This window comes from Mesorhizobium robiniae (assembly GCF_040545535.1).
Classification (GTDB): domain Bacteria; phylum Pseudomonadota; class Alphaproteobacteria; order Rhizobiales; family Rhizobiaceae; genus Mesorhizobium; species Mesorhizobium robiniae.
This window is the reverse complement of the sequence record NZ_JBEPMC010000020.1, coordinates 63,859-85,487: the sequence shown is the minus strand read 5'-3', so window position 1 is coordinate 85,487 and position 21,629 is coordinate 63,859. Positions and strand designations below refer to the sequence as shown.

Here is a 21,629-nt window from a genome sequence, read left to right as displayed (position 1 = left end):
GCTCCGCGCCAGCGCCCGTCGCTTCACCCGCCCAGCAGGGCACAACCCACGCCCGAAACGAACTCAAAACTGGATAGAAACTGGGGGCAAGGTCAAAGGATATCCACCTAAGGCCGTGGAACTTTCAGCGCAAAGGTCAAGGCTTCCGCATGGTGATGTCCTACTGCGACAGCACAGAGCAAATTCAGCGATTTGAACAGGCCTGCCGCGAGCGCGGACCTTCCAAGGCTTAGAGCCCACCCGGGTTCACCCGCTGATTGCGTGATGTGATCAGCGAGCGGCAACGAGATTTCATTAGCTTCTGGTTGGAAAGCAGCGCGATGCTCGAATATAAAATGATCGTTCATGCCGCCCGGGTTCTCGAGGGCGTAACACGCCTTACGCCTTTGCTCGAATCCGAACTTCTCAACCGCCGTCTTGGCTTCCGCTTGCTCGTAAAAGCCGAGTGCTTGCAGCGGACCGGGTCGTTCAAGATTCGTGGGGCCTACGTCAAGATCGCGTCGTTGAGCAAAAAGCAGCGCGCGGCGGGTGTCGTGGCCTTTTCATCCGGCAATCATGCTCAAGGGGTTGCTGCCGCGGCTGCGGAAATGAATGTCCCATCGACCATAATCATGCCGCAGGATGCGCCAGCCGTGAAACTGCGCAACACCGCCCAGTACGGGGCCAAGGTGATCACATATGATCGGGCAACCGGCGACAGGGCCAAGATCGCACGAGATGTGGCCGAGCAAACGGGAGCGACTTTGATTGCTCCCTATGATGATTATGTTTTGATGTCGGGGCAGGGAACAGTTGCACTGGAAATCGTCGATCAACTGGCGAAACTGAAAACGTCCGCGGACGCTTTGGTGTGCCCCGTTGGTGGCGGTGGGCTGATCGCTGGTATTGCCACCGCCATGGCAGAGTTGTCCCCAGCGACCACTGTCTGCGCGGCTGAGCCGGAACATTTCGACGATACCAGGCGATCGTTGATAGCAGGCGAGCGTGTTGGAAATGAACCCGGGTACAACTCGATCTGCGACTCGATCGTAACACAAATTCCAGGTGAGAAGACCTTTCCGATCAATCAGAAACTTGTCTCCCTCGGCTACGAAGCGTCGGAAGCTGACGTCATTTTCGCGATGCGATTATTGGCGGATGAGATGAAGATCGTTGCCGAACCCGGTGGAGCAGCTGCGGTAGCTGCGGTCCTGCGGCACCGCGAAATGTGGAGCGGCAAGACCGTCGTTGCAGTGGTATCGGGAGGGAACGTGGACCTGAGCGCCTGGCGCGAATTTCTGAGTTGACCTCCTGCCGCCGCCGGAGCGCAACGTTTGTCATTGTTAAGGATAGGGCCGGCCTCCGAAAACCCTCAAGCCTAAAGCTACTTTTGCCGCCACCTTTCCGCTTCACGAAGTAGCGGATCTTGTCCGATAACCCTAAAAGGCAACGAATGACCACTTTTATGCTGACAGCAACGTGTCAATCAACGCGAGGAATAGTAGCCGCCATCTCCGCCTTTCTCTGCGAAATGGGCTGCAATATTGTCGATAGTTCGCAATTCGACGATCTCAGCACTGGTCGCTTCTTCATGCGCGTCTCCTTCATATCAGAGGACGGGAAAGGAGCCGAAGCGCTTGCCGAGGGGCTGAGACCGATCGCCGAAAAATTTCACATGGAAGCAGAGCTTCACATCCAGACGCAAAGGATGAAAGTGCTGTTGATGGTCTCGGCGTTCGGGCACTGCCTCAACGACCTTCTGTACCGTTGGCGGATCGGGGCACTCCCGATCGATATCGTCGGCGTCGTCTCGAACCACTTCGATTACCAGAAGGTGGTGGTCAATCATGATATTCCCTTCCACTACATAAAGGTGACGAAGGAGAACAAACCCCGGGCGGAAGCGCAGCTCATAGATCTTGTCGAGCAGACGGGTACCGAGCTCATCGTTCTCGCCCGCTATATGCAGGTTCTTTCAGACGCTATGTGCCGCAAGATGTCGGGCAAGATCATTAACATCCATCACTCCTTCCTGCCGAGCTTCAAGGGAGCTAATCCCTACAAGCAGGCGTATGAGCGCGGCGTGAAGCTGATCGGTGCCACTGCGCATTATGTGACGCCGGATCTAGATGAAGGGCCAATCATTGAGCAGGACACGGTGCGCATCACGCATGCTCAAAGCGTTGAAGACTACGTCTCAATGGGCCGTGACGTTGAAAGTCAGGTCCTGGCACGAGCGATCCACGCCCATATCCATCACCGCGTCTTCTTGAACGGCAACCGCACCGTCGTCTTCCCAGCGAGCCCTGGAAGCTACGCATCGGAACGCATGGGTTAAATTTGGCCCCGCCTGAGGGTGCACACTTTTCGTGGCAGGGACCGTCCACAACCTATTTGCCTGCGATTCATCCCAGCACAGTCCAGATGAGCAGGCGTCAAAAGGTCTTGCTTCCGAGACCTTATTGCATCGCAATGGTGCGCCTGGATCGGGACGGAAAACATTTGTGACTTGAGCACAATTCACAAGTCCAAGGGCCTTGAGTGCGCGAACACCTTAATCATGATGTGTGACCGATCGGCGTTCTCAGGGACGGAATACAAGCGCAGACTTCTGTATGTCGGCTTGAGCCGGGCCAAAGAAACGTTGACTCTTGTTGTTTCGCAAAACAATGCAACTCCGCTGTTCAACGCGCTAGGCTGAGCAGCGTAAAATTTCTCCGGCCGCCCATTTGGTCGATATCGTGAGGGCTTCGAGCCGTTGCCCTACTTTAGTTGCTTGAAATCGTCCGGGTGGTGGCCAAACGCCTCCTTGAAGGCATTCTTGGCCCAGATTTCCGTGGCCCCGTTTAGACTATCGCCGGTCAGCGATCGAAAATCGTAGTGAAAGGGTCCGTCCCGAAGAATCCATTGCCATGTCAGATCGTAAAGAACCGTCGATGCCATAAAGGTATCGAGCATACGCTTGATCGCCGTCCCCTCGCGACCCGCGAACGCGCGCGTAAAGATTTGCTCCGTGTCGGCGCGGTCGGTGAAGAGCGACACGTGGCGCAGGAAGAGCCCCTGCGATACCTCAGTCGTGCCGCCCAGGGCCAACGCTCTGCCGGCCCAACAGAAGAAGTGGGGATGGGCGATCTTACTCCTGCAGAAATCCATAAAATGTGAGGTCATAACCCGGATAGGTAGGTTACCAGTGGCGTACTCGAAACTCGCCCATTGGGCCATGAGGGCTTGGCCCGCCGCCGTCTCAGACAAGGCTATAACAGCTTGTAGGGCGACAAGCGGATGGTCGTAGCCGCAGCGGTCTGCGAGGACCCGCGAAACGAATGCATACTCTTCAAAGCTATAGGCCTGGATCGCTTGCTTCACTTCAGGATGCTCTCGCGCGGCCTGACAAAGCAGGGCGAAGCGTGCGCCGGCATCGACATCAGAAATGAAATCCTCGAAACGTTCGATGTCGAGGGGAAAGCCGCGGGTCGGGTTGATGGAGAGGTCGCAGATCAGCAGAAACAGCCCGACGATGGGATTGTCGATTGTCTCGGGCCATTCGGATTCACTGAGGCGCAGGAATTCTGTAAACGCATCGACGTAAATACCGCTCAGATAACCGTCGGCAGCATAGGCCGCGCAGGTCGAGGGGCCGCCTGACGCAGCGAGAAACTGAAGTTGGATGAAGCGCGCCTGGCCCTCGAAGATAGCGTGGAGACCCACGTTACCGCGGGTGATTGGCGATCCATGGTAGAAGCCCTCGTGGCGCGCGAGCATGAGGCGATCGAACTCTGCTTGCCATCGTTCCGCATCAGGCAGGCTGTCGGGCGCAAGATCGCACGACTGGACGAGCGCCATCAACGTGTTGCTGTAGGCAATGCGATAAGAATGACCCACGCTTTCAAAATGCTGGTTCTGCCTGAGCTCGGTTGACCGGTTTGGGCTATGCGCGAAGAATTTGTAGAACTCGACGTCCAGCGCATTGTTGACGGCGATGTTCGCCTCGGCGAGCGCCTTGGGTGAGGGCGCCGTGCCATGGCGAAGCGCATCATCAGCCCACCGTTTTAGCGATTTCTTTGGCCCAATCTCCGCGATCGCCTTTTGAAGGTGCTCGAGGCTGCTCGAGAATTGCGCCGGGTAGCAGAGACTGAAAATAAGGCCAGCGGTCGAGCCTACATGCTGCCACCAGTGGACGGTCTCATGGATGTAGGTCGAATACGCTTGGATGAGGTCTGCAGGCTCATGACTCCCAAAGTCGCCAGAGGCGAGGGCGTCGACCAACTCATGAACACGTGGGCTCAAGCGCAGCACGAACTGTTTGGTGCTGTAGAGACCATGTGCTTCCAGCGTCGCCGCGAACGTCGTAGGCGCCATCAGAACGCCTCTGCTCGGTTCGAGCAGATCGTGTTTGAGATCGTTGAAAACGATCATATCGCGGCCTTTGCGGTGGTGGTGCGGTTGCACATATAGTTGAGGCGTGATTTGACCTGCGGCATCCTCATCGACGTTAGGTCGCTTCGCCGCTGGCACCCTGCGCTACTGAGGCAAGGTTGACATTAGCCCCCCCGTGACATAGATGTCCTCTCGGAGGCTTTGTACGCGGAAACGTGGGCATTGCCTTTTTTTATGCCGGATTGAGGGGAACTGGCCTCAAGTCCCGAATGTGCTTGATCCCCCAGATTTTTTCACCTCCTTCGGTCTCTCGACTGAACCGGATTCGTTTCACGCGATCGGCTAGTCCCGTGAGCTCGGGCCTGGCCGGCAGCGTCATCCCATTCAATCGCAAGCCCCAACTGATGACATATGCAACGATGTCGGTCAGTTGAATTAGCGTCGTTAGATCGCTGTGTACGAAGAACGGTTCCGGAATAATGAGGCGGGAGCGCACCCTTCCATTCCGGGTCCTTATGAAATAATTCGACACCTGCCCAAGCAGGACATGGCTCTGCGCTTTATCAAGCTCGTCAAACACAAGATATCCCATCGGATCATCAGGCATTCCATTCAAAAAATAATAGAAGCGCTCGAACAGGAAGGCGTAGTCCTTCCGCATAGCATCATCGCTTGGTGGTCGGGGTGCTGACTGCGGGACCATAGTTGCGAAGACCTGCGCTCCGTGGCTACGAGCAAGGTTGAGGGCGAACTCGCAGTAGGCGATCTTCGCCTGCGCGAGCGCAGTCAACCGATCGCGCGTCACTGCTGTCCCATCAAGAAGGATTTCCCGAGCAAGGCGGCCGCGGGCGTTCTGCTCGAAGGCTGGCAATTGTGCAGCGTGTCTGAAAGTCTTTGGCTTGAGCAGCTCCTTGGCCTTCGCCTCCTGGCCGTAGGCCTGATAGAGACGCATCCCGAAGATATGCTGCTGGGCATCGGACAATTGCCGGATCAATGGCCATATCTTGCGGTCCTCGATCGCAACGCCTGCCAGCACTTCATACGGCGAATTCCTGCGATCTTGGCCTGACTCGTCAATAAATAGCGCCCAGCTCATGCCAACCCCTCGCTCTTGTTCTTTCTAAACGGCGGGCTCCAGGTGATCACCGTGTGGCCCCGCCGCTCGGTTTGGCCGTCGCCTTGTAGCCACGCTTTGTCACAGCCTTGCGGGCTGCCTTCGCCGACTCTTCGATTTCGCGGAATTCAGGTTCGAGTTCCTGAAGGCGCTTCACAAGACCGCTCAGGTCGTAGGTATTGCTGAGCTTGCCGCCGTTGCTGCTACGACGTTCGATCCGTTGGACCAATCCAGCCAGCTCGAGTTCTGCAATGTAGCGTTGAACCTGGCGTTCACTCAGGCTCAACCGCTGTGCGAGGGTTTCCTTGCTTGGGAAGGGCTTCCGCTCCTTGTCCCACCAGAAATCGCATAGTTGCAGGAGAACAGCGAGCTGGGTGGGGTTAAGCCCAATGCGCTGCTGCGCGCGCAGCAAAAGAGATGGAACGAGGCAGAAGCCCAACTCGATCACCTGCTGCCCCCATTTATCGGCAGAGGCTTTGTTGGTCTTTATCGTCGGTGCCGGCGTCGCGTCGTCTACTTGCTGAGGAATCGCGGTCATGGTAGTGTCCTTTTGCTCGCTTCTGGGACACAAATGCGCAGTGTTGGCGCGGTCCGCAAGGGAGCACGACTGGACGTATCTGTCTCTAGGGACAAGACATAGATGTCGCTAGGCTACCGGTCAAGGATGGCTGGTAAATAAAGACGCATCGTCTAATCGCAGATGAAAGCGGATTGCACATAAACGAGTAGTAGTTCGACACCAGACGCCCATGACCAGTGGGAGAGGCATGATTTCCCGAAATATCAGGCCATGTTCAGTCCCCTTGGCGTCTGTAGGTAAGGGCTCGGATGCCTTTGTTGACTATGATGAGCGCCGCAACCTGCATTTCGATCCACAACTGGCGTTCATCGACCGCCTGACGGCGAACAAGGTGGCTTGAGGTGCGAAGCGAAGCTGGGTCTTGGTGCCGATCCGTGTGACAAGCCGTTGTTGCTTCAGTGATGGGTAGCGGCGCCCGGGGCAGAAGTTCGCGGCTCCCCACCCTCGATGTCAAGAGCGCGCTCGCATTTCATCCTAGAAGACCGTCTTATGCCTATCGCAAATTGCTCCGCCAATTGGATGAAGCCGCGCGCAAGCAGTAAGGTGGAGAAGAGTAATCTGAGTCGCTGAATCAGCGGGGAGGCCGGTCCGGTGGGTGAAGCGAAAAGACGACGGCAAATGGCCGGTCTTGCCTCGGCAATGGATCTAGAACTTGGCGAAAAGGTTCTGAGGCAAGCGTATCAAAACACATGCCAAGCGTTCGACCTCTATCCGAATGATATGGTCGATGCACTAATTGCGTCGTACCGTGGGCGGAACGCATCTCTTGATTTGGTCGCCAAAAACAATCCCGAGGATTCTGTTGCGTGTCGAGCAGGTTGCTCCGCATGCTGCCATCAGATGGTGCTATGTAGCCCATTTGAGATATTTATCCTTGCCCAGTTGCTCCTTTCGACGCGCTCGAATGTTGATTTGGAAGGCATCGAGCATCGATTGTCCGAGATATCACGACTGCCCCTCAATCCGCATGCCAGATATGGGAGGCACGCTACCTGCCCCCTTCTCGTGAACGATCGGTGTTCGGTCTATGATAGGCGCCCGGCTGTCTGCCGTGCACTGTACTCGAATTCCAAGGCAAGCTGTGAGCAGGCACTGACCAGCGGCGGCGGCGACGTCGGGTTTCTCGTTCACCCCCAGATGCTTTCGTCCGCGATGCAAGTCGGAATTGATAGTGCGTTGCGCCAAAAACGAGGCCTGAATGTCGAGCCGGTGGAGATGTGTGGCTCGTTGCTTATCGCATTGCAGGATTTTAACAGCTCCCTCACCGACTGGTTGAACGGAGGCGATCCATTTGCGGATTTTCAAGTGCGTCGGACCGGCTCACCCACAAACGCTCAACAAGTTGAACACGTCGCGGCTCGGCTGGGACTTTAAGTGGGAGCTGAAACCACCAATAGGTGACCTCCGGATGGGGTCTATGGCGATGACTATGGCTATGATGACCTGAACGTCAGCTTCAACATGTCGGAACCGCTTCTCGAGGATCAGGCAATGCAATTTGGCCGGAGGCAAGTGTTTGCAAGGTGCTAGTCCTATGCGGCTCGGAAAAAGCTTCTTCCTTCATCGCAACTTTCCGCTTGGCCAAGCCGGACCAAGGATTGAAGCACGTCGCGTACTTCGGCGACGGTCTCGTCCGGTGACGTGAACGCGACGGCGATTTCTTCTGCCGACAGGGGCACTGTCGCACGTGTCATGAGGTCGAGGACAACCCGCGCCTGGTCCAGTCGTGCGACCGGGAACGGGGTCTTCTTCGCCCTGACCTTGGTCGCCAAGATCGCTTGGACGCGGTCGCCGCGATGCGCCAGCGGACCGATTTTGTCGATCTGATACTCGGGGCGCAGCCATTTGATGAAGCCCCGGCGCTCGTCGGCGGCCCGGACTTCGTTCAACCGGACAAGGCCGTAAAGGATTTGCTCGACGTCAATGTCCCCGTGCCACCCGTAGGATTTCAAGACGGCGGCGTCCAGCCGATCATGAAGCTCTCGCAGGATCACAACACGGCCACGGAGCGGGTTCTTCTCGCCATAGGCAGCGCCGGTCGCGGCACCCACCTCCATCTCCATCAGCCGCTCGGCCGCGAAGCCGATCATCTCACGCAAAAGATCGGCATCCGCGCTCTTCTCCACGAGCGTGCGCAGGTTCATCATGTCGTCGGTCATCGGTGGTCCTTCCAGGAACGGGTTGGTGTCGACAACCAGACCCTACCGGAAAGCGCCGATGACCACCGCGCTACCAGCTACACCACGTCCCGGGACGTCACCTCCGTCACGTCGAACGCCTTTCTGATCAAGAGTTACAATATATGCGCATGCCATCGAACGAATGCCACGCCAATACGCGTTGGTTCGAGAAGAACGATCCAATGCGGCAGGCTAAGGCCGTCACCGGATGCTGGGGTTGAAGGTCTGAATTTTATTCTACACAGCGCAGGATCCTAAGAGACGCTCACTTGACAGTGTCTGAACTTCAGGAGCTGGAACGTCCGAAGGCGGATCATATCGATCTCCTATCCTGAACGGGCATTCGATGTTGGGTGAAGCCCTCGTAAACAATGCTGCGACGCAGCATCATTGTCCGCGCCATGGCGGGCCGCTAGCGCCACTGACCCGGCGCCGCTTAGACAACCGAATCCTACGCCAAATCAACCGCTCAGGCTACATCCGCAAGCCTCTCAGACGTTCCGTCGTGCATAAGACGGGTTAGCCAAAGTATATCATAATCTTAACAAACCAAGTTGTCTGTATCATATATACTCTGGCCACCGTTCAACGGTCTTTTGCGCTCGGCAAGCCGCAGGGTAGATCGCCGTCTTGGTGAGCAACGGTCGAGAGATGACAGAGGCCCGGCGAACGAAAGCTCGACGCTTGGCTTACTCAGCGCCAAAGGCGCCGTGTTGCAAAAAACATGCGTACGCAAGAGAGATCGTCGACCAGAAGGATAACGAAATGGCCAAGACTGGCGCAAGCGGGTCGAAATGTGTGTGGAGCAGGCCAAGGAATTCCAGGCACTCGGTACCAAGGGGGTGGTCGACGCCTCTATGCCGATCAATCTCAGCTTGCGCGATGTCGAGGAAATGCAGCTCGATCGCGGGATCGTCGTTTCCTACGAGACCATCCGCCGATGGTGCCGAAAGCACGGCCCTGATTATGCTCGCCGCATACGTCATCGTCTTTCGTTGGTGCCTTGCGGCGGGCTGCTGGGTGAAGTCGTGGTGCGCATCAACGATCAGAAATGCTGGTTGTGGAGAGCGGTTGATCAGGACGGATATGTGCTCGACCAGATTGTCCAGACGCGTCGCAACACCAAGGCCGCCAGGCGCCTGCTGACGCGACTTCTGAAGAGGCAAGGGCTGCCGCCAAGCGTAAAATCATCGACAGAATGCGTCCTACGGGGGCCAAACGCCAGCTCATGCCGAACGTGGAACACCGTTCGCATAAAGGCATGAACAACCGGGCGGAGAATTCTCACCTGCGGCTCATTGCAACATTTCGTGTCGATGTTCTCCGCCGTCCGAAACCTCTTCGTCCCATCGCAGAGGTGACAACGCCCTTGAACCAACCCGCGTCATCCACGCAAGTCTGTTTATGAGTTTAGCGACAGAACCCCCAAAATCGCCACGACACAAAGGAGTAGAGATATCCATGCGGCAACTGTTTTTGACATATGTGGCGCTTTGTGGGCTGACAGCGACCGCTACCGCTGCCGACGTTCTGGCAATCGCCGATCCGGCATTGGTATCTTTCGAGGGCGGGCTACGCTACTGGTACAGTACCGGCGAAGCATCGAAGGACCTCTACGATTCCAGCGGCACGCTACGGGTCTCGCGGCTCACCTATGACCGCCTCGATGCGCATTCGGGCGAAGTCTTCTTCAACGCGACCCACAATCCGACTGGCATTTTCGTAAAGGGCCTCCTTGGTGCGGGCGGGATCGCCGAGGGCTCTCTCGTCGACGAGGATTTCCTCCCGTATACCAACCCTTATTCGAACACGTCGAGCGATCACCGCGGCGACATCACCTATTTCATCACCGATCTAGGATACTATTTCTGGAACACGCCTCGCCGCCGCATCGGTGCCTTTGTCGGCTATAATTTCTGGAACGAGCGCTACAACGCTGCCGGTTGCGCGCAGCAGGCGACCAACCCGTGGATTTGTGCGCCAGCCATCCCGACCAATGTCGGCATCATCAGCCAGGACAACGATTGGCATTCGCTGCGGCTCGGCCTGGCCGGGCAGACGCAACTCACCGAACGACTCAGCCTTTCTGGCGACGTGGCGTTCCTGTTCACGCGGCTCGATGGCAAAGATCGGCACCTTCTGCGCCCAAAGATCAACCCTATGCCTGAAAACGGCGACGGGCATGGGGTTCAACTTGAGGCAGTGTTGAACTACAAGGTCACGGATTTGTTCAACATCGGCGTCGGCGCCCGCTACTGGAGGGTGGCAGCTGACGGCACAGCGCATTTCGACGAGACACCGGGCGGAGGTATCCCGCAGGTCGAGGACTGGCAGGCAGAGCGCTACGGCATGTTCGTGCAGGCGAACATCAAGTTCAACTGAGAAAGCAATTGGCCACGACCCGGAAGGGCGTTATCAACTTAACTCGGGTTCAGGGATTTGCGGCATAGACCGATGGCATGAAGAGCTATGGCGGAAACTGGGTGATGACGGTTTGAGGAGAGCGGCGTATCGAGGCGAGGTAACGAGCCTGCCAGAACCTCACATGGGGAGGATTAGGTCAAGTGAGTGCATCAAGGCGACATCAGGGTTCCAACTTTTGTCGGTGATCTCTTCAGTCAGGGTGGCGTTCCATGGGCACCATGTGTTGTGGGGCAAAAAGCTCCTCAGGTGTTTCTCCACTTCGGTCATTTCAGCGTTGCAGACCTCTATGTGGTTCTCGCTAAGCTCACAGTCTCAGGCTTCCACATGAAAGACCAGCCAGGATTGTAGGCCGCCTTCTTCGGCTGGATGGTTCCAGCGATCGTCATGCCTTTTGCTTTTGACTTGAAAATATCACGTGCATGCGCGACCGTTTCGACGCGGCCGCTGAAGATGCCGACTGGCGAGAGGTTGCCAAGATCGTTTTGCACATCGACCCTGCGACAGAGCCCTCGTGATTGGTCTGGCTGCCGTCGATGAAGAAGCGTTTGGCCGTCGGCAGGTCATGGTTCTCGCTGAAGAAGAACTCGACCGTGTCGCCCACGCTGTCGTCGGCGCGGTAGAGATACATCCAGCGACCGCGCACCCGGACATTCATTAACGTGCCACTTGCCGGTGACCGGACGTTTTCTCCGATTGAACCGTTCAAGCAGCAGAGGCGAAAAATGCACGAGCCAGCGGTGGACAGTGGAATGGTCGACGTGAATGCCGCGCTCGGCCATCCATCTCTTCCAGATCACGTAGGCTGAGATTGTAGGCAACATACCAGCGAACGCACAGCAAGATCACGGATCGATCGAAATGGCGGCCTTTGAACATGACAAACTCCCGGAAAAAAGAGCAAGCGTCATGCAGCAAATGATCTTTCCGAAAAGTTTGCGACAGAACCGGTCTGGGTCATTGCGATAGCCCATGTCCTCGCTTAGACAGCCCGCAGGCCCGGGGCATCGAAGACCAGAAGAAGCCGGCTGACAGCACCGCCGCACGATCTTTCAAGCGTCTTCGTCCGCGGATGGAGCGTACGTCGGCTGATATCAAATGAACTAAGAGGAGAAGTCCCGCAATGCGACTGGTGCCAGTAGATCGGGTATCCACGATCGACGAGCTTACATTCGACCCATATCCGATCTATCGCCGGATGCGCGCGCAGACCCCCGTGGTGCACGTTGCCTCCGTGCAGCGGACGTTTCTCACTAAGGCCTCCGACACGAAAATGGTGAAGGACCAGCCCGAGCGCTTCAGTTCGGATGATCCCAACACACCGATGAAGCCGGCCTTTCAGGCCCATACTCTGATGCGAAAGGATGGCGCGGAACACGCCCGCGAAAGAATGGCCATGGCCAAGGCTTTCGCCCCCAAGACTATCGCGGAACATTGGGCGCCAATCTATCGCGACATCGTGAACGAGTATCTGGATCGCCTTCCGCGCGGCGGCACAGTGGATCTGTTTGCAGAGATCTGCGGCCCGGTGGCCGCCCGCATTCTAGCCCATATCCTCGGGATTTGCGGAGCATCCGACGCAGAGATGATACGCTGGTCGCAGCGGCTGATCGACGGGGCGGGCAATTTTGGATGGCAGCCGGAGCCATTCGAGCGATCGGACGAAGCCAATGCCGAGATGAACAGGCTCTTCGACAACCTAATCGAAAAGCACCGGGCGGAACCGAACCCCTCGGCTTTCGCGATCATGGTGAACGCGCCTGATCCGATACCCATGAGTCAGATGTATGCCAACATCAAGATCGCCATTGGCGGGGGAATTAACGAGCCCCGCGACGCTCTCGGCACGATCGTCTACGGGTTGCTGACCAATCCCGAGCAGTTCGAGGAGGTCCAGAGGCAGCAATGCTGGGGGCAGGCCTTCGAGGAGGGCGTGCGGTGGATTGCTCCGATCCAGGCGAGTTCGCGCCTCGTGCGGGAGGACACGGAGATTCGCGGTTTTCTTATTCCGAAGGGCGATACCGTGATGACCATCCAAGCTTCGGCCAATCGCGATGAAGAGGTCTTCGAAGACGGAGAGCGGTTCAACGTCTTCCGCCAAAAGATTCCGCATCAGTCCTTCGGCTCGGGGCCGCATCACTGTGCAGGCGCGCAAATCTCGCGTCAAACCGTAGGGGCAATCATGCTGCCCATGCTATTCGAGCGTTTTCCGAATATGACGCTGCCGGATCCTCAGGTGGTGCAATGGCGCGGCTTCGGCTTTCGAGGGCCGATCAATTTGCCGGTTAAGCTGTCATGACTAGTTACGCTTTGAGCTTCTATGGCTGCCATTCTCTGGCAAAGCGACGCAACGGCATGCTGCCGGTTTTTCGGACCCGCAGTTAAGCCAACATAGCTCGTTCACCGAACTCTACGAGGCTCAGATAGCCACGTGTCGAGGGTTCCGTTGCAAAGTTTTGTCTGGTCAGAGAATTTGCCAGAGTGGTGGCAACCTCATGTGGCAGCGAGGCTTTCGAACTGCTCGGCGAGAGACGGGTTCGGATTGAAGGCGTACCGCGCCTGTCGTTCGCGCATCATGTGGACTATCTCGATGCCGGACAGGGTGACACCCCGGCGGCGTCCGTCGATTTGAAACTGAGCATCGGCCGCACGCGGCGCTTGATGCGCCGATGATCCTGCTCGATACTGTTATTGAGGTATTGGCTTTGGCGGATGCGGATCGGCTTCGACCGGCGCCGGGAGCAATCCTGCAATCGACTTGTGGCATCGCAGGAAACGATGGCTTCCCCGTTGGTCTGACTGCCGTCGATGACGATGCGATCGGTACGGCCATGGCGTGCCAACGCTTTTGTGAAGAAACGCTTGGCGGTCGGCAAATCCCGGTATTCACTGAGCCAGAACTCGACGGTGTCGCTGACGCTGTCGATGGCGCGATAGAGGTGCATCCATCGCCCGCAGACCTTGATGTAGGTTCTTTAATTGATCGTCAGCGCCCGGTGAGTTTGTCGCTTTCTTTTCGAAGTCATCCCATTTGGCGCTTCATCTCGGCATCCAAGGCGCCGGCTCCCGAAAGGTCTCATTCGCGATGCATTGGCTCGCATGTAAATCAATCGGGTAATCCGGTAGTCGCGCGAAATGAACGACCCAGCGATGGATCGTTGATGATCGACACTAATGCCACGCTCCGTCATCATTTCTCTAAGGTCGCGTAGGTTCAGTCCGTAGGCCAGATACCAGCGAATGCAAAGCAAGATCACAGATTTGGTCGAAATGGCGACCTTTGAACATCTCAACTCTCTGGGAACACCGGAGCCTAATGTCATGCGTCTGATTACCAAAAACTTTGCAACACATCCTCAGAGCATGGGGCCATGTCAGAAGTTGCTTGTGATCCGCTCTATCGTCGCCACCGCTTATCATTGCGCAAGCGGTATGGCTCTGCTTTCGCTTTCCGCTCAGTCTGCGCATGGTTGAGGACATGCTGGCAGCCCGCGGCATCATCGTCACGCATCACAGCCGTCCCGGCCAGCTATCGCTGCATCAATCCGCTGATAACTTTACAGTGCCGCCGCAGGTCTCAACGCGTTTATATTCAGACAACGTGACATCGCCGCCAGCGATCACTGTGGAGCGAAGAAACTCAACCCGTGACTGATCGCGCACTTGTAGGCCAAGCTGGTACCTTTTCTCTCATAGCTTGGCATGTTGAATACCACCATGGTGAGTTCGGCGTCACCGTCCAACCGGATTTGGTAGCGAAGAAATTGAAGAATGGGCTTACCGTCACGATCAATCGTAAAGTGCTGATCCGCAAAAGCGAGGGTGCCGTCAGAAGTGATTCTATACCCATCTATGCGAAGGCCTCCTCGCGTCTTCGTCGGCGGCGTATCGGCGTTCGCCGGAGTACACAAACTTAAATCGACCATAACACCCACTTGCTTGCCGGCATTCAGCGCCAGCTCAATCTGGGGAAAGGTTGCTAGTAAATGACTATCATTGGCAGCATTGGCAGTCGTAGCCAAAAGTATCCCGAGCAGGGCGGGTAGCATAGATTTCATAGGTGATCCTATTTTGGAGCGACGTTCAGAAGCGAGGGCATGCCGACGCTATTGGGCCAGTGCAGAAGGCGTTCTGCAGTTAGGATAAAAGCGGTCTCGAGGCGCATGGACCCCAGCGACGGGGTCGGCATCGGTGCGGCGTGCCTCGCGCAGCGTGCTGCTCAAAGCCATCGCGCCCGGCGTGTCCCACCGGCTGCCGTTGCATGGCGTAGAACGTCTCCGCCATGCGGGATCCATTGGACTGAAATTAGATACGTCCACGCTAGCCTCACGGTTGTAGATCACCGGAGACTCAAAACTACTCGGGCAAGCTTTCGAGAAGCTGACGCGCTCCACCGTCTGGCACCGTAAAGTCAACTGACGGCTGATGAAGATGTGCGTCCATGGGGTCAGAACAAGAGCCGCTCAAAATCGTACGCTAAGGTCGAACGAAGCGAACTGAGTTTGCTTGCTTCTCGTGATTTCTGGGGACGCCGCGACTTTCTGACTCAGTAAGACTAGGCGCCCGCCGCCACGTGCGGGCGACGCCGGCATCAACCGGCGGGCAGATGCGCCGAGGGCAACAAGCGCGCCTGACGCAACGCCGCCAGATCGGCCGAGCCGGTGCAGAAGCAGGCGACGGCCAACTGGCGGATGACGATCTCGAAATGCGCGACAACCGCCTCGGTGGATACCGTAGCCGCGCGCAGCACGCCGGCCGCCTGCCCGACGACGTCCGCGCCCAGGCGGATGGCCTTGGCCACGTCGACACCGTCGCGGATCCCGCCCGACGCGATCAGCTTCACCGTTGGCAGCGCCCGACGTACCGCCTGCACGCTGGCCGGGGTCGGAATCCCCCAATCGGCGAACGCCATCGCCACTGCACGGTCGGCGGCATTGCGGGCGCGCTCGGCCTCTACCGCGGCCCAACTGGTGCCACCGGCGCCGGCGATATCGATCACCGCCACGCCCGCCTCGACGAGCGCACAGGCCACCGAGGCGGACAGGCCCGACCCCACTTCCTTGGCCACGATCGGCACGCCCACGCTCCGCGCGGCGCGAGCAATCTGCGCCAGGACGCCGCGCCAGTCGCGGTCGCCCTCCGGCTGTACCGCTTCCTGCAGCGGATTGAGATGGACGATGAGTCCATCGGCCTCCAGCGCATCCACCGCCCGGCGCGCCAGGCCCAGGCCGTCGGCCTCGCGCAGTTGCGCGGCGCCGATATTGGCCAGCAAGGGAATGTCCGGGGCCAGGCGGCGCAGCGCGCGCGTCAGCCCCTGGGAGTTGCGGGATTGCAGGCTCACGCGCTGCGAACCGACGCACATGGCGATCCCCAAGGCTTGCGCTGCCTCGCTCAGATGCCGGTTGATGGCCTCGGCGCGTGGCATGCCGCCGGTCATGGAGCTGATCAGCAGCGGCGCGCGCATGGTCTTGCCCAGCAGCGAGGCGCGCAGGTCGATCTGCGTCAGGTCCAACTCGGGCAATGCGCAGTGTTCGAAACGGATGTACTCCCAGCCGGCGGCGACCGCGGCCAGCGCCGTTCGCTGATCCACCACGATGTCCAGATGGTCGTCCTTGCGCCGGCTCAGGGCGGTGTCGCTCATGCTGGCTCCATCCGTCGCATCGGGCGACGGCGTTGCGTCGGATCGGACCGACGGCAGCGCGCGCACGCCGCCGCCTCCCGCGCGTTCAGGCCGGCGCACGCTGGCCTCCCCCCACAGCGTCGCTGCCGTAGCGACTGGTCGAAGTCTGGTAGTACTGCGCGCGGATGGCCGCCATGGCCTCGATCAACGGTCCCCACGGCGCGGGAAAGCGTTCTTCCGCCATCACCCGGTGCAGCATGCGCGTATGGCCGGCCAGCTCGTCGTTGAGGAACTCCACCACAGGCATAGCCGGATAGCGCTGCAGCAGCAGGATCGCTGCGTTGTCGGCCTCGCCGGCCGACCTGTCCTTGTCGCGTCCATGCAGATCGTTCTGCAGGCGCCCTATCGCGGAGAGGAGCCGCAGGACCTGGCGAAACGCCGGACGCGCGCGCAAGATCGCCATGTCCAGCCCCCACAGCAACGACAGGCAACAGAACACGTTTGTGTAGGCGATCGAATCGATGCCGTTGTGCAGGTACTCGGCGTAGGACCAGAGTTCCGCCCCTGCCGCCTGCGCATGTCCGGCGCGCAGCGCCGCGCAGTAGCACCGGGTATCGTCGAGAAGCTGAGCATAGTCGCGACGATCGTAGGCGAGCGCGGCCAGCGAAGCGCGCAGCACAGCGCAGCCCTCGAATCCGGGGAGCGCGCACGGCACGCCCAGCCCCAGCGCCTGCTCCACCGCGGTAAGTTGCTCCGGCGCGATCAGGCCAAGGTCGTTGCAATCGTCGAGCCAGAACAGCAGCGCCAGTTCGCGATAGAACGCCACGATCAGCGTTTCGTCCTGCGGATCGCGACCGGTGCGGGCGCTGGTGTCGCGCAGGCTCGGGTGGATGCGCTGCAGGATGTACTGGCCGCCCCTGACCGCTTCCACGGCATGCTCGTCGGCGAACCCGGTCAGCGAACGCCCCCACTCCAGCACCTGCTGCAGCGCGCGTTCGGTCCGGATCATGGCGCCGCTCCCGCTCCCTCGGCCAGGACGCGCCGCTGCCAACGAATCGCCAGCCACAACCCGGCGAGTTCGGCCACGCGCACGACCCGGGTGGGGCAATACAGTTCCTTGCCAATCCACAGCGGCGTCTGCGGCAATGCATGCGCCGCATGGCGGGCGAGCATCCACTCCCGCGCACGCGCCACAGCCTGCGCGATGCGCCGGCGCACTGTCGGCTCTTCCCTCCCGTCCAGCACGTTCAAGGCAAACAGCGCATAGGCGGTTTCCTCGAATGTGGATGCGCGACCGGCGCCCCAGCCGCCGTCGTCGCGCTGGGCCTGCAGCAGCGCCGCCAGCGCGCGCTCGTCGCGCCACTGGGGCTTGCCTTGCGCCAGCGCCGCGACCGCATGCGCGGTGGGATATAGCCAGGAAACGTGCCATTTTTCGTTGTCCCATAGACTGTGCTGGTTGCGATTGGCCTCGACGTAGGCGCTGGTGCCGGCGGTGGGCTTTCCCAACAGTCGCAACGCATGCAGGGCATGGATGTTGGTCGACACCGAGGCATTGCGCTCGCCGGGGAAGGTGACGAACAGCTCGCCGATTTCGAAATGGCGCAACGCATCGACCGCCGGGTCGCGTCCTGCAAGGCGCAGGACGCACAACGCAACGGCGGTGTCGTCCGCATCGGCCGCGAAGTGCAAGGTGGGGCCCAGACCGCGCACGCCCAGGCGGGCGTCGAGCTGCGCGACGATCACGCGCACCGCCTCGGCGAGCGCGGGATGCGCGAACAGCCCGGCCAGATGCAGGGTGTACAGCGACCAGCATGGCTCGAACACACTGATCGGCCAGACGTTGGGAACGACACCTTCGATGCCGCTGCGCGTCGCCCGCGATGCCGCCTGCAGATACGCGTCGGCGCGCCCGACCTGCGGCGTGCTCCCCTGTGTCACGGCGTGCGCACGCCACGCGGCGGTGGCCGCCGGACTGAGGCCGATGCTGCCGTCGTCATCCGGGCATGCGGTGGTCGGCGACGTCCCCCAAGCTTCCCAGGAGTGCAGCAATGGATGGCCGCTCGGCAACGTCGCCACCGCCCCCAGCTTGACCAGGCATGCTTGTCGCAGCGGCAACAGCGCCGGGTGGCGCGGAAACGCCACGCCGCCCAGAAAGGATGCGGCCTCGCCGCACAACTGCGGCAGGATCAGCTCCGCGCCGATCGGCGCGTCTTCCGGCACCGCGTTCGCGTAGGGATCGGGCTGGCGCTCGAGGAACCGGGTTGCAGCCTGGACTGCGTCGGCAGCGCCGGGAAGAGGATCGGCACGCTGCAATGCCAGCAACGCCGCCCACGTGGGCGCATGGCGAAACAGCGGGAAGTCCGCGCTTCCCCATCCGCCATCGGGCTGTTGCTGCGCGATGAGCCACGCATATGCGTCCCGCCTACCCGTGACGTTGCCGTGGAACTGCAGAGCTCGCGCCGTGTCGTAGACTGACGGACCGACGCTGCCGCCGTCGCTCATCTCGCCCAGCAGGTGGCGCAATTCGGAAAGGACCTGTTCGGACAGCGCGTTCACGCGGGATGTTCCTTCCGCAGACGGTTGACGAGAACCAGGATCGGGCAGACGCCGCGCACGTCGCCGCAGGCCCGTCGCGGCCAGGCGCATGGGCAGCGCCGGACGGCCGCCCTGTTCCGGCGCGGCGACGCGCCCCGATGCTGGCGCCGGTCCGCCGCATAGGCTTGCGCGCAGCGCGCCGCGTGCGCCGCGGCCGTGCTGGGCAACCGCTGCGATCGGCGCCGCGGACTGGGACACAGTGCAGCATGCACCGCTGCCACCGGCCGATCGCAGCGGCACGGGGGCGACTCCATGCGGACCGGCGCCCTCATGCGCATGGCGCGTGCTTGAACAGATACGCGTTGGCCCGCTGCAGCATCTGCGCCAACCGTTCCGCACGCGGCCCCAGCGGGGCGATGGCCTCTCCGGCGTCGCGCAACAAATCCAGCGCGAACTGGCGCGCTGCCTGCAGCCCCATGATCGACGCGCAGGTCGGCTTCTGCGCCGCTGCGTCCTTGCCGGGGGTCTTGCCCAGCGTCGCGGTATCCGCTGTCGCGTCGAGAATGTCGTCGACCACCTGCAACGCCAGGCCGAAACAGGCGGTGTAGCGATCAAGCGCACAGTACAGCGCAGCGTGCGCGGCATCCTCCGCGATGGCGCATAGCGCGCCCATCCGAACGGACGCGCGCACTAGCGCTCCGGTCTTCATCCGGTGCATCGCCACGATCCTGTCCAGCCCGACGTGCTTTCCGCCCAGCGACAGATCGATGGCCTGCCCGCCTGCGGCACCCTCGGCGGACACCGCCTGCGCCAGTTCGCGCACGAGCGCGATACGGTTGTCGCCCGGCGCATCCAGGCTCGTCAGGGTCAGGAAGGCGTGCGCCTGCAGCGCATCGCCGACCAGGATCGCAGTGGCTTCGCCGAACTTGACGTGCACGGTCGGAAGGCCGCGGCGAAGCACGTCGTCGTCCATCGCGGGCAGGTCGTCGTGGACCAGGGTACAGGCGTGCATCATCTCGATGGCGGCGCCGACGTCGTCGAGCATGTGCGCCGGCGTGTCGGCCAGTGCGCCGGCGGCCAGACAGAGCAAGGCGCGGGTGCGCTTCCCGCCATGCAAGGTGGCGTAGCGCATCGCCGCCATCAGCTCGGTCTCACCGTCGTCTTCGGCGCAGAGAAGACGCGCCAGTGCCTGTTCGATCCGCTTTGCGCCGTCCTGCATCCAGATCTCCGGGAGCGGCCTGCCGGATGCGCCGCGCGCCGGCGCGCCCAATCCGCCGAGCGCGGAAACGCCAGTTCGGTCGTCGTATAGTGTGGAACCGGTCTGCATGTTGTTCATGTCCTTGTACCTGACACGGCCCCGGCGAGCGCCGAGCCACCGCGGTGTTGCCGGCGTCACACCGAGCGCGCCGAGTGCAGCAATGCCGCACGCCTCACCGGCGCCGCTGCATCGCCACACGGGGCATGCGATGCCAGCTCATGAGAATCCGATGCGGATTGTCATGGACGGCTGTGCGGTCGGGTAATAGCGCCGGCCTTTTTCGACGCCGCTCAGCAACCGCGGCCGCACCCCGGCCTTGTGCATGGTCAGCGCCAAGGCGATGCAGAACTGCACCAGTTCCAACCATACCAAGTGGTAGCCGATGCAGACGTGTGGGCCGGTACCGAACTGCAGCATGTCCACCGGCCGGATCGGCTCCGTGCGTTGCAGCCACCGCGCCAGGCGGAACTGATCAGGCGCCTCATGCAGCAGCGCCGAGGTCGAGAAATGCAGCAGCGGGATGCACAGATGTGTGCCCGCGGGAATGCGCCGTTGGCCGAGTTGCAATTCCTGCAGCGCGCGACGCGGCAGGAGCGTGACCGCCGGATGGAGGCGCAGCGTCTCTCGGAACAGCGCCTCGGCGACCGGACACTGCGCCAGGTCCGCGTGCCGGGTCGGCACGGCGCCCACGCGTTGCGCCTCTTCGACCAGGGCGTCCCACAGCACAGGCTGCCGCGCCAGCTCGATCACCATCCAGGCCATCGTCGAGGCGGTGGTCTCGTGACCGCCAAGCAGCAGCAAGCGGATATTGGCGACCAGGACGTCATCGGAGAGCGCATCGTCGCTGCGATCGAAGGCGCTCACCATGTCGTTGATCAACCCGGTGCGCGCGGCATGCGCGCGCGCGTCGCGGACGAACTGGCGCAACTGCGCGTCGATCCAGTCGCGGGCGGCGCGGCCGCGCCGCAAGGGCAGCCCGGGCAGGTCGATCGGGGGCGCGACGATCAACTGCAGCAGTTGCCGGTACTTCCGATGCCATCCCGGCAGGTCCTGCGCGGGGATTCCCATGAGGCTGAAGATGAGCTTGAGCATCAGGTCGCCGGTTTCGCGCAGGATGGTTACGTCGCCGCGGTCGCGCCACGCCTGCACCCGCGCCCGGATGACGGGCGCGAACAGGTCGCCGATGCCGGCCTGGGTCAGCCCCTTGGGCAGGAACGCCGCCTTGATCGCATCGCGCGCCTGCCGGTGCGCGCCGCCGTCCTGGGCGACCAACGTTCCGCCGAGCAATTCGGGCGCGATCTCTTCGATCAGCGCCGAGGACACATCCTTGTGCCGGAGCAGTGCGAACGCAGCCGGATCCACGCAGGTCATCAGCTGTCCGGCAGGGCCGAAATCCAGCCAGAAGTGGCTGCCCAGCGTCCGTTCCGCGCGCCGCAGCAGGCGCGGCAGGTCGCCGACGATGGCGGGAAGATGCCCGACCAGGGGGAAAGCGCCGGGCACGACCGGGATGTCGTACCGCAGCCGGTGGCGACGGTTCAGCGGGTTAAGCAGCATGTCCATCCAGC

Annotated in this window: 16 protein-coding genes and 6 pseudogenes; 9 read left to right on the top strand and 13 right to left on the bottom strand. The window is 60.6% G+C overall.

Annotation, left to right across the window (positions count from 1 at the left end; translation table 11 throughout):
* The first annotated feature begins 320 nt into the window (after positions 1-320).
* From ABID19_RS33150 to ABID19_RS33140, 3 genes are all read left to right on the top strand, one after another.
* Positions 321-1,286 carry a threonine/serine dehydratase gene (locus tag ABID19_RS33150; protein WP_412177251.1) on the top strand — a complete coding sequence of 322 codons (966 nt, stop codon included), beginning with the start codon at positions 321-323 and terminating at the stop codon, positions 1,284-1,286.
* A gap of 146 nt (positions 1,287-1,432) precedes the next feature.
* Positions 1,433-2,317, top strand: coding sequence for a formyltetrahydrofolate deformylase (purU, locus tag ABID19_RS33145; RefSeq protein WP_263805089.1), 885 nt, complete (start codon positions 1,433-1,435; stop codon positions 2,315-2,317).
* Between the two features lie 171 nt (positions 2,318-2,488).
* Positions 2,489-2,680, top strand: coding sequence for an ATP-binding domain-containing protein (locus tag ABID19_RS33140; protein WP_354494736.1), 192 nt, complete (start codon positions 2,489-2,491; stop codon positions 2,678-2,680).
* A 62-nt stretch (positions 2,681-2,742) separates the two neighbouring features.
* Here the strand turns inward: ABID19_RS33140 and ABID19_RS33135 are convergent, their stop codons facing one another.
* The 3 genes from ABID19_RS33135 to ABID19_RS33125 form a co-directional block, all read right to left on the bottom strand.
* Complete coding sequence (locus ABID19_RS33135) at positions 2,743-4,395, bottom strand: hypothetical protein (protein WP_263791597.1); 1,653 nt, start codon at positions 4,393-4,395, stop codon at positions 2,743-2,745.
* 193 nt (positions 4,396-4,588) lie between these two features.
* Positions 4,589-5,452, bottom strand: a complete 864-nt coding sequence (locus ABID19_RS33130) for a DUF3800 domain-containing protein (RefSeq protein ID WP_263805091.1) — start codon at positions 5,450-5,452, stop codon at positions 4,589-4,591.
* A 46-nt stretch (positions 5,453-5,498) separates the two neighbouring features.
* Positions 5,499-6,008: a helix-turn-helix domain-containing protein gene (locus tag ABID19_RS33125; protein WP_263791600.1), complete on the bottom strand. Its 510-nt coding sequence runs from the start codon at positions 6,006-6,008 to the stop codon at positions 5,499-5,501.
* Between the two features lie 229 nt (positions 6,009-6,237).
* Between ABID19_RS33125 and ABID19_RS33120 the strand changes: the two genes are divergently transcribed.
* Both ABID19_RS33120 and ABID19_RS33115 read left to right on the top strand, forming a co-directional pair.
* The gene (locus ABID19_RS33120; RefSeq protein ID WP_263805093.1) at positions 6,238-6,390 is read left to right on the top strand and encodes a hypothetical protein; all 153 of its coding nucleotides are present in this window, start codon (positions 6,238-6,240) and stop codon (positions 6,388-6,390) included.
* A 251-nt stretch (positions 6,391-6,641) separates the two neighbouring features.
* Entirely contained in the window at positions 6,642-7,424 is a 783-nt protein-coding gene (locus ABID19_RS33115; RefSeq protein ID WP_263805095.1) for a YkgJ family cysteine cluster protein, read from the top strand.
* 629 nt (positions 7,425-8,053) lie between these two features.
* Here ABID19_RS33115 and ABID19_RS33110 read toward each other — a convergent pair.
* Positions 8,054-8,209, bottom strand: a pseudogene (locus ABID19_RS33110) (IS256 family transposase); the annotation flags it as partial.
* 890 nt (positions 8,210-9,099) lie between these two features.
* Between ABID19_RS33110 and ABID19_RS33105 the strand changes: the two are divergent.
* Together ABID19_RS33105 and ABID19_RS33100 are read left to right on the top strand one after the other, a co-directional pair.
* Positions 9,100-9,579 (top strand): annotated as a pseudogene (locus tag ABID19_RS33105) (IS6 family transposase); the annotation flags it as partial.
* A gap of 112 nt (positions 9,580-9,691) precedes the next feature.
* Positions 9,692-10,612 (top strand): omptin family outer membrane protease, encoded by a 921-nt coding sequence (locus tag ABID19_RS33100; protein ID WP_263791605.1) that lies wholly within the window; start codon positions 9,692-9,694, stop codon positions 10,610-10,612.
* 159 nt (positions 10,613-10,771) lie between these two features.
* Here ABID19_RS33100 and ABID19_RS34440 read toward each other — a convergent pair.
* A pseudogene (locus ABID19_RS34440) lies at positions 10,772-11,040 on the bottom strand (BP74-related protein).
* Positions 11,041-11,150: 110 nt separating this feature from the next.
* Positions 11,151-11,530 (bottom strand): annotated as a pseudogene (locus ABID19_RS33095) (IS6 family transposase); the annotation flags it as partial.
* Positions 11,531-11,774: 244 nt separating this feature from the next.
* Here ABID19_RS33095 and ABID19_RS33090 point away from each other — a divergent pair.
* The gene (locus ABID19_RS33090) at positions 11,775-12,950 is read left to right on the top strand and encodes a cytochrome P450 (protein WP_006204707.1); all 1,176 of its coding nucleotides are present in this window, start codon (positions 11,775-11,777) and stop codon (positions 12,948-12,950) included.
* Between the two features lie 194 nt (positions 12,951-13,144).
* On the opposite strand, the pseudogene ABID19_RS34435 reads toward ABID19_RS33090, so the two are convergent.
* Positions 13,145-13,939 (bottom strand): annotated as a pseudogene (locus ABID19_RS34435) (IS6 family transposase).
* A 127-nt stretch (positions 13,940-14,066) separates the two neighbouring features.
* On the opposite strand from ABID19_RS34435, the pseudogene ABID19_RS33075 reads away from it, so the two are divergent.
* Positions 14,067-14,168: pseudogene (locus ABID19_RS33075) on the top strand (IS6 family transposase); the annotation flags it as partial.
* Between the two features lie 103 nt (positions 14,169-14,271).
* On the opposite strand, the gene ABID19_RS33070 reads toward ABID19_RS33075, so the two are convergent.
* From ABID19_RS33070 to ABID19_RS33045, 6 genes are all read right to left on the bottom strand, one after another.
* Entirely contained in the window at positions 14,272-14,709 is a 438-nt protein-coding gene (locus tag ABID19_RS33070) for a VirK family protein (protein ID WP_006204705.1), read from the bottom strand.
* Between the two features lie 533 nt (positions 14,710-15,242).
* Positions 15,243-16,292: a type 2 isopentenyl-diphosphate Delta-isomerase gene (gene fni / locus ABID19_RS33065; RefSeq protein ID WP_040583539.1), complete on the bottom strand. Its 1,050-nt coding sequence runs from the start codon at positions 16,290-16,292 to the stop codon at positions 15,243-15,245.
* Positions 16,293-16,377: 85 nt separating this feature from the next.
* Positions 16,378-17,280, bottom strand: a complete 903-nt coding sequence (locus ABID19_RS33060; protein WP_263805097.1) for a terpene synthase family protein — start codon at positions 17,278-17,280, stop codon at positions 16,378-16,380.
* Positions 17,277-18,827 carry a hypothetical protein gene (locus ABID19_RS33055; RefSeq protein ID WP_263805099.1) on the bottom strand — a complete coding sequence of 517 codons (1,551 nt, stop codon included), beginning with the start codon at positions 18,825-18,827 and terminating at the stop codon, positions 17,277-17,279. Before ABID19_RS33055 ends, ABID19_RS33060 begins: the two co-directional genes overlap by 4 nt.
* A gap of 307 nt (positions 18,828-19,134) precedes the next feature.
* A complete protein-coding gene (locus tag ABID19_RS33050) occupies positions 19,135-20,133 on the bottom strand; it encodes a polyprenyl synthetase family protein (RefSeq protein ID WP_040583538.1) in 999 nt (332 codons plus the stop codon).
* A 147-nt stretch (positions 20,134-20,280) separates the two neighbouring features.
* Positions 20,281-21,624 carry a cytochrome P450 gene (locus ABID19_RS33045; protein WP_006204700.1) on the bottom strand — a complete coding sequence of 448 codons (1,344 nt, stop codon included), beginning with the start codon at positions 21,622-21,624 and terminating at the stop codon, positions 20,281-20,283.
* Positions 21,625-21,629 lie beyond the last annotated feature (5 nt).

What these genes read in the sequence shown, in the direction of transcription:
- ABID19_RS33045 (WP_006204700.1), bottom strand. Translation starts at nt 21,624, where the DNA reads ATGGACATGCTGCTTAACCCGCTGAACCGTCGCCACCGGCTGCGGTAC.
- purU (WP_263805089.1), top strand. Translation starts at nt 1,433, where the DNA reads ATGACCACTTTTATGCTGACAGCAACGTGTCAATCAACGCGAGGAATA.
- ABID19_RS33130 (WP_263805091.1), bottom strand. Translation starts at nt 5,452, where the DNA reads ATGAGCTGGGCGCTATTTATTGACGAGTCAGGCCAAGATCGCAGGAAT.
- ABID19_RS33100 (WP_263791605.1), top strand. Translation starts at nt 9,692, where the DNA reads ATGCGGCAACTGTTTTTGACATATGTGGCGCTTTGTGGGCTGACAGCG.
- ABID19_RS33125 (WP_263791600.1), bottom strand. Translation starts at nt 6,008, where the DNA reads ATGACCGCGATTCCTCAGCAAGTAGACGACGCGACGCCGGCACCGACG.
- ABID19_RS33135 (WP_263791597.1), bottom strand. Translation starts at nt 4,395, where the DNA reads ATGATCGTTTTCAACGATCTCAAACACGATCTGCTCGAACCGAGCAGA.
- ABID19_RS33060 (WP_263805097.1), bottom strand. Translation starts at nt 17,280, where the DNA reads ATGATCCGGACCGAACGCGCGCTGCAGCAGGTGCTGGAGTGGGGGCGT.
- ABID19_RS33050 (WP_040583538.1), bottom strand. Translation starts at nt 20,133, where the DNA reads ATGCAGACCGGTTCCACACTATACGACGACCGAACTGGCGTTTCCGCG.
- ABID19_RS33120 (WP_263805093.1), top strand. Translation starts at nt 6,238, where the DNA reads ATGATTTCCCGAAATATCAGGCCATGTTCAGTCCCCTTGGCGTCTGTA.
- fni (WP_040583539.1), bottom strand. Translation starts at nt 16,292, where the DNA reads ATGAGCGACACCGCCCTGAGCCGGCGCAAGGACGACCATCTGGACATC.
- ABID19_RS33150 (WP_412177251.1), top strand. Translation starts at nt 321, where the DNA reads ATGCTCGAATATAAAATGATCGTTCATGCCGCCCGGGTTCTCGAGGGC.
- ABID19_RS33070 (WP_006204705.1), bottom strand. Translation starts at nt 14,709, where the DNA reads ATGAAATCTATGCTACCCGCCCTGCTCGGGATACTTTTGGCTACGACT.
- ABID19_RS33090 (WP_006204707.1), top strand. Translation starts at nt 11,775, where the DNA reads ATGCGACTGGTGCCAGTAGATCGGGTATCCACGATCGACGAGCTTACA.